Below are 10,512 nucleotides of genomic sequence, written 5' to 3' on the forward strand. Positions count from 1 at the left end.
CCGGTTTGCTGCTGTCGTTTGCGCGAGCTGCGGGCGAGTTCGGGGCCACGCTGATGGTCGCCGGCAGCATACCCGGAAAGACCCAGACCTTGTCCATTGCTGTGTATGAAGCGGTTCAGGCGGGGCAAGACGACCTGGCCAACTTCCTGGTGCTGGTCACTTCCGTAACGTGTATTGCGGTGCTGCTGGCTGCAGGCCGATTAATGCCCGGTCGGGTTCCCGGGCAATCATAAGGTCGGCTAATGGTTTGGGATGTACACCTTCGAAAACGGTTCGAGACGCGCAAGCATCATTTCGAGCTCGATGTCAGCTTTCAAAGCAACGTGCGTCGTCTGGTTTTGTTTGGGCCGTCGGGCGCCGGGAAAAGCATGACGCTAAGACTGATCGCCGGTCTTGAAACACCCGACGACGGCCATGTGCAGCTGAACGGCACCTGGTTGTTCAACCGCCAACAAAAAATCAGCCTGTCGCCGCAGCAGCGCGGCCTGGCCTATGTGTTCCAGGACTATGCGTTGTTCCCTCACCTTACCGTTACGCAGAATATTGCCTTTGGGCTGCGGCGGGGGTTGTTCAACCCCCGCCGCAATTTTCAGCACGAGACGGTAACGCGGTGGATCGAGGCTTTTCATCTGGAATCGGTTGCCAACCAGTACCCCGAGCAGCTGTCGGGCGGGCAGCGGCAAAGAACCGCACTGGCCCGTGCCCTGGTGGCAAAGCCGCGGGCCCTGTTGCTGGATGAGCCGTTTGCAGCGCTGGATCGTCAGTTGCGGTTGAAGTTAAGGCAGGAATTGAATGAACTGCTGGATCGGGTGGAGATTCCCTTGATCTTGATCACCCATGACGAGGACGACGTGGCTGCATTGGCGGATGCCGTCATCAGTATAGAAAATGGGCGTTCGGGCAGTGTCACGACATTGGGTCGCTAGCAGTGGGGTTGCCGGCGCGGTCATGCAGCAAGGCGTGCCGTGACCGCGCAGTCTTGTCGGATGGTTTAGTCGACGCGCGAATCAGCTTGTATCAGCTCTACCTTATAGCCGTCGGGGTCTTCGACGAAGGCGATGACGGTCTGGCCGTGCTTCATGGGGCCCGCTTCGCGTACCACACGGCCGCCTTTTGCCTTGATTTTTTCACAGGCGGCGTAGGCGTCGTCGACCTCGAGTGCAATGTGCCCGTAGCCGTTGCCCAGGTCATACGAAGACGTTTCCCAATTGTGTGTCAGCTCCAGCACGGCGCCTTCGCTCTCGGGCTGATAACCGACAAAGGCCAAGGTAAATTTGCCGTCCGGGTAATCTTTGCGGCGCAAAAGTGTCATGCCCAGCACGTCGGTGTAAAAGGCCAGCGATCGCTCCAGGTCGCCGACGCGAAGCATGGTGTGTAGTAAACGCATTTGAATCTCCTTTCAGATTAGTGGCAGGGATGACGGATCGTGCCGGCGCAAGGCATTTCGGGCGTTCTCGAAGCCCGGCAGCATGCGTTCGACTTCGCGCCAGAAGTCTTTGCTGTGATTCATCTGACGCAAATGCGCAATTTCGTGAACGATCACGTAATCGATGATGTCGTGTTCAAAGTGGATAAGACGCCAGTTGAGCATGATGTTGCCATCGCTGCTGCACGAACCCCAGCGTGTGGCGGCCGACGACAGGCGCCACCGCTTTATGGTCAGGCCGTTTGCACTTAAAAAATGCTGCAGCCTTTGCTCGAACCATTCGCGCGCGCCGGCCTGCAGCCATGAGTGGACGCTGTCGCGCACGCGCAAGTGGTCGGCATCGCGAGGCAGGGCAAGCTGCAGGCGGTCGCCTTCAGTGGGGGTGTAGCGGTTGCCGCTGAACAAATGGTTCTGGCCTGCTTGCCCAAGGCCGAGCTCGATGCGCTGCCCAAAATATGGAATGTGGGCACCTTCTGTCCAATAGGTGTTTTCGATGGACAAGTGCTGTTGCCGCTTGTGGCAGGCCCGCAATTTGTCGAGGATCCAGCGGGTTTTTTCGTGTATGGCGGTGTCGACCTGGCTCAAGGTGGCCCAATTTGGCGCAGTCACCTGCAGGCCGTCGTCATTGACCACCAGGCCGATGCTTTTGCGGCGCGAACGCCGCAGGACAAAACCGATGATCTGAGCCTGGGTTTGGACCTCGCGCCAGCGGGCGCCGGGGGGCAGGCTGGGCGGACGAAAGATGGGTACAGGGGTGTCGGCGCGGGGCCCAGGCGCGGGCGAAACAACTGGGCGCGGCGCAGCAGGCGACGCATCGTCGTGCTCGAACAGGCCAAGCTGACTATTCTCGAGCGGCATAGCGTTCGGGGTTGAGCTGTCGCATTTCGTTTTCGATCCATTCCTGGACTTTGCGATTGACTTCCTCTGCTTCAAGCCCGGCTGTTGGAATGGGCGGACCGATGGAAACGGTTATAAGACCGGGGCGCTTTAAAAACGAGTTTCTTGGCCAGCATTCGCCCGCATTGTGCGCGATGGGTACAACCATTGCACCGGTGCGGGTTGCCAGCAAGGCGCCACCCATTTTATACCGCCCCACCTTGCCGGGGGCAATGCGGGTGCCCTCGGGAAACAACAAGGGCCAACGCCCTTCGTCCAGGCGCTGCTGGCCCAACCGTACCACTTGCTCGAAGGCGTCGCGCCCTTTGCTGCGGTTAATTGGGATCATGCGCAGCAAGGCCAGCCCCCACCCGAAGAACGGAACGCGATGAAGCTCTTTCTTGTATACGAAGCAGACCTCGCGGGGGAGGTAGGCAGGCAGGAACAGGGTTTCCCAGGCTGATTGGTGTTTGCTCAATATGACGACCGGTGCGTCGGGCAGGTTCTGGTACCCCTTGAATTGCCACCGTATGCCGGTAAAGAACTTGGCGCCCCAGACGGCCAGGCGCGGCCAGCCCACTGTCAGCCGGTAGCGCCACTTGCGCGGTAGCGGCGCCCACAGCACGCAGGCAAAAGAATAGGGTATGACCGTAATGATCAGAAAAAGCAGAAAAAGGGTGGAGCGCAATGCAGCCATCATGGGTGGGGCCTAGGCTTCGAGCCAGCGGTCGACGATCTGGGCCAGGTCGTCGGCGATTTGGGTTCCGGGAGGCAACTGCCCACTGTTGCGCGTTTTTTCGCCGTTGCCGGTCAGCACCAGCCATGGAGTACACCCGGCTTCAGCAGCGGCCTGCAGGTCTCGCAACGAATCGCCCACAGCGGGCACGTTTTTCAGGTTGACGTCATAGCGCCGGGCGATGTCCAGATACATGCCGGGCTTGGGCTTGCGACACTGGCAGTTGTCGTCCGGACCGTGGGGGCAGATGAAGATCGAATCGACATGGCCGCCAAATTGCGCCAGTTCGATGCGCAGCTTGGCATGGATGGCGTTAAGGGTTTCCATATCGAAAAGCCCGCGTGCCAGGCCCGATTGGTTGCTGGCAATAACCACTCGCCAGCCTGCCTGCGACAGCCGGGCAATCGCCTCGAGGCTACCCGGCAGTGCCGCCCACTCGGCGGGAGTCTTGACAAAGCTTGGGCTGTCGTAGTTGATGACCCCGTCGCGATCAAGAATAACCAGCTTCACGATGCAAGCCTGGAAATATCGGCGACGCGGTTCATGATGGCATGCAGCTCGGTCAGCAGCGCAAGCCGGTTGGCGCGCACCGCAGGGTCTTCAGCCATGACCATGACGTCGTTGAAAAAGGTGTCAACTGCGCTTCGTGCCTGGGCCAGTGTGGCCAGGCTCGAGGTGAAGTCGCCTTGTTCGAACTGTTCCTGCGCGGCCGGTTTGATCTGTGCAATAACCTTGGCCAGGCTGCGCTCTGCTTCTTCGGTGAGCTTGGCTGCGTCAACCTGCGACGCAGCTTCGTCGCTTTTCTTGAGAATGTTGCCGATGCGCTTGTTGGCGGCGGCCAGGCTTTCGGCCTCGGGACGCCGGGCAAACGTTGCACACGCCTCGATGCGGGCGCGCACTTCATGCAACGGAGGTTCGGGCGCCAACACGGCATCAATCACATTTTTGTCGTGGTCCGCCGCAAGCTGATTGCGATATCGCTCGTAAATAAACCCTTGCACCGCCCGCGGCGTGTCGGCCGCAATATCGGCAGGGTTGAATGTGGCAAAGGCGGCGTCGAGCAACTGCGAGACGGTCAGGCGCGAGTCGTCGGGCACCGATAAATAGGCACCTGCGCTTAGCTGCTCGAAGGCACTGATAATGCCCAGCGCAGCCCGGCGCAAGCCGTAAGGATCGCGCTCGCCCGTGGGAACCAGGCCGATGCCCCAAATACCCACCAGGGTTTCGGCGCGCTCGGCAATGAACAATATGGTGCCGACCAGCGATGTGGTGTCGACCGGCGCGTCAAGGCGAATACGGTACTGGTCGCGCAACGCCGCCACAACGTCGGGATGCTCGCCGTCGGCCTGTGCGTAGTAGGCGCCCATGATGCCTTGCAGCTCGGGAAACTCGGCCACCATATTGGACACCAGGTCGGCTTTGGCCAGCAGGGCGGCGCGATCAGCCAGCGAAGTATCGGCGCCCAGCTTCTGGGCCAGGTAAACGGCAATTTTGCGCACACGCTCGGTGCGCTGAAGCTGCGAGCCCAGCTTGTTGTGATAGACGCTGTCTGCCAGTGCCGCAACGCTGTCGACCAGCGGCTGCTTGCGGTCTTGGTCAAAGAAGAACCGCGCATCGGCCAGGCGGGGCCGAACCACGCGTTCGTTGCCCTGGACAATGTTGCGAGGGTCGTCCACGCGCATATTGCTGACGATAAGAAAATGGTGCGTGAGCTTGCCGGTGGCGGGCTCGAACAGCGGAAAATATTTTTGGTTGAGCCGCATTGTCAGGATCAGGCACTCGGGCGGTACCTCGAGGAACACGGGGTCGAACTGCCCGGCGTAAATCGTGGGATGTTCGACCAGCGCCGTGACCTCGTCGAGCAGGGCCTCGACTTCGGGGTCGGTGCCCAGGATTGCGCCCAGGCGTGCGGCGTGCTCGTCAAGCTGGGCCTGGATGTCGCTGCGGCGTTGCGAGAACGAGGCAATGACCTTGCCTTGCTCTTTCAGCAGATTCTCGTATGCGGTTGCGTCGGGGATTTCAAGCGTCTGGCTGCCCATGAAGCGGTGCCCGGCGGTACGGCGGCCGGCCTTCAGGCCCAGCGCTTCCACCTCGATAATGTCGGCGCCCCACAGCGCGACCAGCCCGTGTGCCGGGCGCACGAACCTGACCGATGTGACGCCGTCAGCCAATTGATAGCGCATGACTTTCGGAATGGGCAAGTTCGCAATGGCGGTGTCAATGGCCTCTTGCAAGCCTTCGGTGAGCATCGCGCCTTGCGCCATGCCGTTGGCATACAGGTACTCTTGCTTGCCGTCGGATTCGCGAATAAGGTCGGCGGGTTGAAGATGCTGCAGGCCTTTTCCGGCCAGCTTTTTGAGCAGGGCGGGGGTGGGTTCGCCGCTTTCGGTCAGGCCCACCTTAACGGGCATGAGCTTTTCGCTGTAACTTTGTTGGGGCGCCTGACCCAATACCGAGTCGAGCAGCACCGCCAGGCGACGCGGCGTGGCAAAGTGCGCCATGACGCTTTCGCCACTGACCAGGTTTTTGCTTTCAAGCACTTGGCGGATGCCCTGGGCGAACGCTTCGCCCAGCTTTTGCAGTGCCTTTGGGGGTAGTTCTTCGGTCAGCAGCTCAATCAGCAGCGGACGGGATTGTGCCTGGCTCATCGTGCTGCCTCCGTCTGCGAGGCAAGCATGGGAAAGCCCAGCTTTTCGCGCGAGTCGTAATAGGCTTGCGCAACACTGCGCGACAAATTGCGAATCCGGCCAATGTAGGCAGCCCGTTCGGTGACGCTGATGGCGCCCCGGGCATCCAGCATATTGAACGTGTGGGCCGCCTTGAGCGTGGCCTCGTAGGCCGGTAGTGCCAGCGGTACTTCAATGAGCCGGGCGGCTTCGGCCTCGTAGTCGTTGAAATGGGCGAACAGCATGGTGGTTGAGGCGTATTCGAAGTTGTAGGTCGATTGCTCGACTTCGTTTTGATGGAAGACGTCGCGGTAGAGCACGGACCGGCCGTCTTTGCCGGTGGTCCAGACCAGGTCGTAGACGCTTTCGACGCCCTGCAGGTACATGGCCAGCCGCTCAAGGCCGTAGGTGATCTCGCCCGTGGCGGGGGTGCAGTCCAGCCCGCCCACTTGCTGAAAATACGTGAATTGCGTCACTTCCATGCCGTTGAGCCAGACTTCCCAGCCCAGGCCCCAGGCCCCCAAGGTGGGGTTTTCCCAATCGTCTTCGACAAAGCGGATGTCGTGCTGTGCGGGGTCGATTCCCAGGGCTCGCAACGAATCAATGTACAGATCCAGGATTTCGGGCGGTGCAGGCTTGAGCACCACCTGGTATTGATAATAGTGTTGCAGGCGGTTGGGGTTCTCGCCGTAGCGACCGTCTTTGGGGCGGCGCGAGGGCTGCACATAGGCGGCGCGCCAGGGTTCGGGCCCAATCGATCGCAAGAAGGTCGCGGTGTGCGACGTGCCGGCACCCACCTCCATGTCGTAGGGCTGCAAAAGGGCGCAACCTTGTTGATCCCAGTACTGCTGGAGTTTCAGGATGATTTGCTGAAAGGTGAGCATGAGCAAAAGTCAGTAAAGCGCAAGGCGCGAAAAGCCGCAAAATTTTTCAATTTTAACGTGGTTCGCAAAGTGAGATTTCCGGGGCGCACAGACGCGGCCATTGACCGGTGCCTGGGCGCGTTTTGTGGTGAGGGGAGCATTGGTCGTATGATACTGGGTTACACCCACTTTAGCTTTTGCCGCGCCTGTTGCCGTTGAACCCAGGCTGTCAGGCCCGGCGTGGCCCTACGGAGACTTTTTTATGTCGGATCTAGTCAAGACGGAAGTGATCGACCGAGTGCTTGTCATCACCATCAACCGCCCCGATGCCCGCAACGCCATCAACTACGAAACAGCCCTGGCCATGGCCCAGGTGTTCGAGCGCATGGACGCAGACGACAGCGTGGCATTGGGCGTTCTTACCGGGGCGGGCGGCACATTTTCGTCGGGCATGGATCTTAAGGCTTTTGCCGCTACCGGCCAGCGTCCGCTTGTCGAGGGCCGTGGCTTTGGCGGCTTGTGCGAAAAAGCCCCGCGCAAGCCGCTGATTGCCGCGGTTGAAGGCTACGCGCTGGCTGGTGGCTGCGAGCTGGCCCTGGCTTGCGACCTGATCGTGGCTGCCAACAATGCCAATTTCGGCCTGCCCGAAACCAAGCGCGGCCTGGTGCCCAGTTCGGGCGGCATGCTGCGCCTGCCTCAGCGCATTCCGCACCATATCGCGCTCGAAGTCATTCTGACCGGCGAAATGTTCCCCGCCGAGCGCGCCCACCACTTCGGCCTGGTCAACCGCCTGGTCGAGCCGGGCAAGGCGCTTGAAGGTGCATTGGCCTTGGGCCGCATCATTGCCGAAAACGGACCCCTGGCTGTGCAGGCCGCCAAAGAAATCATCGTGGCATCCAAAGATTGGCGCCAGTCCGACATGTTCGACCTGCAGCGCCCGCGCACCGCACCTATTTTTGCCTCGGCCGACGCTAAAGAGGGCGCCACCGCGTTTGCGGAAAAACGCAAGCCGGTGTGGACCGGCAAATAGCATTCATGTTCCGTCGTCGTGGCGTTGTGGCGGCCATAGGCTACATCGGCCGCCACAACGCCCGGCACCGGCTTTTTGTTTTTATTCCAGACCGTTATGACGACCATCATCAAAGAAGACGACTTGATCCAATCCGTGGCTGACGCGGTGCAGTTCATCAGTTATTACCATCCAGCCGACTATATCCAGCATCTGGCGCGCGCCTACGAGCGCGAAGAAAGCCCGGCGGCCAAGGACGCCATTGCTCAGATTCTGACCAATTCGCGCATGTGCGCCGAGGGGCGTCGCCCCATTTGCCAGGACACCGGCATTGTCAACGTCTTTCTTAAGATCGGCATGAACGTGCGGCTCGATACACAGCGCAGCTTGCAAGAGCTTTGCGACGAAGGCGTACGCCGGGGCTATCTTGACCCTCAGAACCCCCTGCGTGCGTCGGTGTTGGCCGATCCGCTCTTTACGCGCAAGAACACACGCGACAATACTCCCTGTATCGTCAACGTCGAGCTGGTGGCCGGTGATACGGTCGACGTGCAGGTGGCAGCCAAGGGCGGCGGTTCCGAAAACAAGACCAAGTTCGTCATGCTCAACCCTAGCGACTCCCTGGTCGACTGGGTGCTGAAAACCGTACCCCAAATGGGCGCAGGCTGGTGCCCGCCGGGAATGCTGGGCATCGGTGTGGGCGGCACGGCCGAAAAAGCCATGCTAATGGCCAAGCAAGCCCTGATGGACGACATCGATATGTACGAGCTGTTGCTGCGTGGCCCGGAAAACAAGCTTGAAGAGCTGCGTATCGAGCTCTACGAAAAGGTCAATGCATTGGGTATTGGTGCCCAGGGTCTGGGCGGGCTTACTACGGTGCTGGACGTGAAGATCAACACCTTCCCCACCCATGCGGCATCCAAGCCGGTGGCCATGATCCCCAACTGTGCCGCCACGCGTCACGTTCATTTCACGCTTGACGGCTCGGGGCCGGCCCAACTGACGCCGCCCGCGCTTTCCGATTGGCCCGACGTCAATTGGGCGCCCGACTACAACAAGTCGCAGCAGGTCGATCTGAACTCCCTGACCAAAGAGCAGGTAGCCGCCTGGAAGCCAGGGCAGACCTTGTTGCTTTCGGGCAAGATGCTGACCGGTCGCGACGCGGCGCACAAGCGCATTCAAGAAATGCTCGAGCGCGGCGAACAACTGCCCGTCGACTTTACCAATCGCGTTATTTATTATGTGGGGCCGGTCGACCCGGTGCGCGAAGAAGTGGTGGGCCCTGCAGGCCCGACCACCGCCACGCGCATGGACAAGTTCACCGACATGATGCTTGAAAAAACCGGCCTGATCTCCATGATCGGCAAGGCGGAACGCGGCCCGGTGGCCATCGAGTCCATTCGCAAGCATGGTTCCGCATACCTGATGGCGGTGGGCGGTTCGGCCTACCTGGTATCCAAGGCTATTCGTGGCGCCAAGGTCGTAGCGTTTGAAGATCTTGGCATGGAAGCCATTTACGAGTTCGACGTCAAAGACATGCCGGTCACGGTGGCTGTTGACGCCGGCGGTACCTCGGTACACGAAACCGGCCCCAAACAATGGAAAATGCGTATCGCGCAGATTCCGGTCGTGCCGGCCTGAGTCTGTTCGCTGAGGTCATGGTTGGTGCAAACGGCAAGGCAATATCAGCCTTGCCGTTTTTATTTGGCTGCCGGCGGTAGTCAGGAAAGCGCTTCGAGTTCTTGATCGGCACAGCCTTTTAGCAGCTCGGTCAGTTTCTTGCCTTCGAGCTGCAGGTCCGGAGCCAGATCGAAAAGCGGACGCAGTACAAAAGCCCGTTGGTGCATGCGTGGATGCGGCACGGTCAGGCGTTCTGTTTCTATCCGGTCGTCTCCGTATAAAAGCAGGTCCAGATCAAGCGTGCGCGGGGCGTTTCGATAAGGGCGCTCTCTTCCGTGCTGCTGTTCCAGGGCTTGCAGGGCGTCAAGCAGTTCATGCGCGCAGAGGCGGGTTTGCAGCGCGGCAACTGCATTGATGTAATAGGGTCCACTTGAGTCGATGGGCGCGGTTCGGTACAAAGGCGAAAGCTCGAACAGCCTGACGCCTTGCGTCTGTGCAAGGCGCTGGGCGGCCATCAGCAAGGTGGCTTGGGCATCGCCCAGATTGGCTCCCAGGCCTATATAGGCGGTCACCCATTGGGGTTCACCGGATTCAGGCTTTTTGACCATGGCCGACCAGAATCAAGCGCTGATGTCGTTTGACTGAGCTGCAGACGGTTTGCGTCTGCGCCGGCGCTTGCGCGGCTTGGCCGAGCTTGTGCCCGCGTTTTGGCGCTGGTATTCGTCGATCATGTGCGTGCGTTCGATACTATCGGCGTCGGCCAGATCCATCCACCACTGTGCTTGCACGCTGTCGACTTCGTGCGCTTCGGCTCGCAGTTGAAGAAAATCGACCGCAGCGCGAAACCTTTGATGATCAAGCATGCGCCAGATCGTTCGAGGCGAGGCTTTTTCGAAGCGAGGCTGCATGAACCAGATTTCGCGCATGTCGGCCTGGAAACGGCGTTGTATGGCCAGCGTGCGCGTTTGTTGATCGATGACCTCGTCGGCGGCCTGAACCAGTGCTTGAATGGAGTGCTCGCCCTGCGCGGTAATTGCCACCCAGCGCTTGTTCACCAGTTTCCAAAGCAGGGCGGCGAACAGAAAGCTGGGGCTGACCGACTTGCCCAAACGCACGCGGGTGTCGGTGCGTTCAAGCGCCAGCGAGACAAACTCTTCGCCTTCGGGGGTTTCGAACAGCGTGTCGATGAACGGCAAAAGGCCTTGATGCAGCCCCAGCTCGCGCAGTTGACGAAGGCAGCTCATGGCATGGCCGCAAGTGAGCAGCTTGAGCATTTCGTCGAACAGGCGCGAAGCCGGAACGTTCTGGATAAGCGG

The 10,512-nt window shown here is 60.2% G+C and carries 11 protein-coding genes and 1 pseudogene; 4 read left to right on the forward strand and 8 right to left on the reverse strand.

The window, feature by feature from the left end; all coding sequences use genetic code 11:
- Nucleotides 1-233 (forward strand): annotated as a pseudogene (locus VL003_RS09795) (molybdate ABC transporter permease subunit); the annotation flags it as partial.
- A 9-nt stretch (nt 234-242) separates the two neighbouring features.
- On the forward strand, nt 243-926 hold the full coding sequence (locus VL003_RS09800; protein WP_325441981.1) for a sulfate/molybdate ABC transporter ATP-binding protein: 684 nt from the start codon (nt 243-245) through the stop codon (nt 924-926).
- A gap of 65 nt (nt 927-991) precedes the next feature.
- On the opposite strand, the gene gloA is transcribed toward VL003_RS09800, so the two are convergent.
- Genes gloA through glyQ form a run of 6 tightly spaced genes read right to left on the reverse strand, consistent with a single transcriptional unit; the run spans nt 992 to nt 6,588 of the window.
- Nucleotides 992-1,387, reverse strand: coding sequence for a lactoylglutathione lyase (gloA, locus tag VL003_RS09805; RefSeq protein ID WP_325441982.1), 396 nt, complete (start codon nt 1,385-1,387; stop codon nt 992-994).
- Between the two features lie 12 nt (nt 1,388-1,399).
- On the reverse strand, nt 1,400-2,284 hold the full coding sequence (locus tag VL003_RS09810) for a M48 family metallopeptidase (RefSeq protein ID WP_325441983.1): 885 nt from the start codon (nt 2,282-2,284) through the stop codon (nt 1,400-1,402).
- Nucleotides 2,268-2,999 (reverse strand): lysophospholipid acyltransferase family protein, encoded by a 732-nt coding sequence (locus VL003_RS09815; protein ID WP_325441995.1) that lies wholly within the window; start codon nt 2,997-2,999, stop codon nt 2,268-2,270. The genes VL003_RS09810 and VL003_RS09815 overlap by 17 nt, the downstream gene beginning before the upstream one ends.
- Before the next feature lie 12 nt (nt 3,000-3,011).
- Entirely contained in the window at nt 3,012-3,548 is a 537-nt protein-coding gene (gene gmhB / locus VL003_RS09820; RefSeq protein ID WP_325441984.1) for a D-glycero-beta-D-manno-heptose 1,7-bisphosphate 7-phosphatase, read from the reverse strand.
- Nucleotides 3,545-5,686, reverse strand: a complete 2,142-nt coding sequence (glyS, locus tag VL003_RS09825; RefSeq protein WP_325441986.1) for a glycine--tRNA ligase subunit beta — start codon at nt 5,684-5,686, stop codon at nt 3,545-3,547. Before glyS ends, gmhB begins: the two co-directional genes overlap by 4 nt.
- Nucleotides 5,683-6,588, reverse strand: coding sequence for a glycine--tRNA ligase subunit alpha (gene glyQ / locus VL003_RS09830; protein WP_325441988.1), 906 nt, complete (start codon nt 6,586-6,588; stop codon nt 5,683-5,685). The genes glyS and glyQ overlap by 4 nt, the downstream gene beginning before the upstream one ends.
- 241 nt (nt 6,589-6,829) lie before the next feature.
- Between glyQ and VL003_RS09835 the strand changes: the two genes are divergently transcribed.
- The gene (locus tag VL003_RS09835) at nt 6,830-7,597 is read left to right on the forward strand and encodes a crotonase/enoyl-CoA hydratase family protein (RefSeq protein WP_325441990.1); all 768 of its coding nucleotides are present in this window, start codon (nt 6,830-6,832) and stop codon (nt 7,595-7,597) included.
- A gap of 96 nt (nt 7,598-7,693) precedes the next feature.
- A complete protein-coding gene (locus VL003_RS09840; protein ID WP_325441991.1) occupies nt 7,694-9,217 on the forward strand; it encodes a fumarate hydratase in 1,524 nt (507 codons plus the stop codon).
- Nucleotides 9,218-9,297: 80 nt separating this feature from the next.
- Here the strand turns inward: VL003_RS09840 and folK are convergent, their stop codons facing one another.
- Together folK and VL003_RS09850 are read right to left on the reverse strand one after the other, a co-directional pair.
- Nucleotides 9,298-9,804 (reverse strand): 2-amino-4-hydroxy-6-hydroxymethyldihydropteridine diphosphokinase, encoded by a 507-nt coding sequence (folK, locus tag VL003_RS09845; protein ID WP_325441993.1) that lies wholly within the window; start codon nt 9,802-9,804, stop codon nt 9,298-9,300.
- Nucleotides 9,805-9,816: 12 nt separating this feature from the next.
- The coding region (locus VL003_RS09850; protein ID WP_487047252.1) for a tRNA nucleotidyltransferase/poly(A) polymerase-related protein at nt 9,817-10,512 on the reverse strand (696 nt) is incomplete at its 5' end.

The organism is Pusillimonas sp. (genome assembly GCF_035515275.1).
GTDB lineage: Bacteria > Pseudomonadota > Gammaproteobacteria > Burkholderiales > Burkholderiaceae_B > Pusillimonas.

Excerpts from the sequence above, each read along its gene's own strand:
- VL003_RS09800 (WP_325441981.1), top strand. The coding sequence starts at position 243 with ATGGTTTGGGATGTACACCTTCGAAAACGGTTCGAGACGCGCAAGCAT.
- gloA (WP_325441982.1), bottom strand. The coding sequence starts at position 1,387 with ATGCGTTTACTACACACCATGCTTCGCGTCGGCGACCTGGAGCGATCG.
- VL003_RS09810 (WP_325441983.1), bottom strand. The coding sequence starts at position 2,284 with ATGCCGCTCGAGAATAGTCAGCTTGGCCTGTTCGAGCACGACGATGCG.
- VL003_RS09815 (WP_325441995.1), bottom strand. The coding sequence starts at position 2,999 with ATGGCTGCATTGCGCTCCACCCTTTTTCTGCTTTTTCTGATCATTACG.
- glyS (WP_325441986.1), bottom strand. The coding sequence starts at position 5,686 with ATGAGCCAGGCACAATCCCGTCCGCTGCTGATTGAGCTGCTGACCGAA.
- glyQ (WP_325441988.1), bottom strand. The coding sequence starts at position 6,588 with ATGCTCACCTTTCAGCAAATCATCCTGAAACTCCAGCAGTACTGGGAT.
- VL003_RS09835 (WP_325441990.1), top strand. The coding sequence starts at position 6,830 with ATGTCGGATCTAGTCAAGACGGAAGTGATCGACCGAGTGCTTGTCATC.
- VL003_RS09840 (WP_325441991.1), top strand. The coding sequence starts at position 7,694 with ATGACGACCATCATCAAAGAAGACGACTTGATCCAATCCGTGGCTGAC.
- folK (WP_325441993.1), bottom strand. The coding sequence starts at position 9,804 with ATGGTCAAAAAGCCTGAATCCGGTGAACCCCAATGGGTGACCGCCTAT.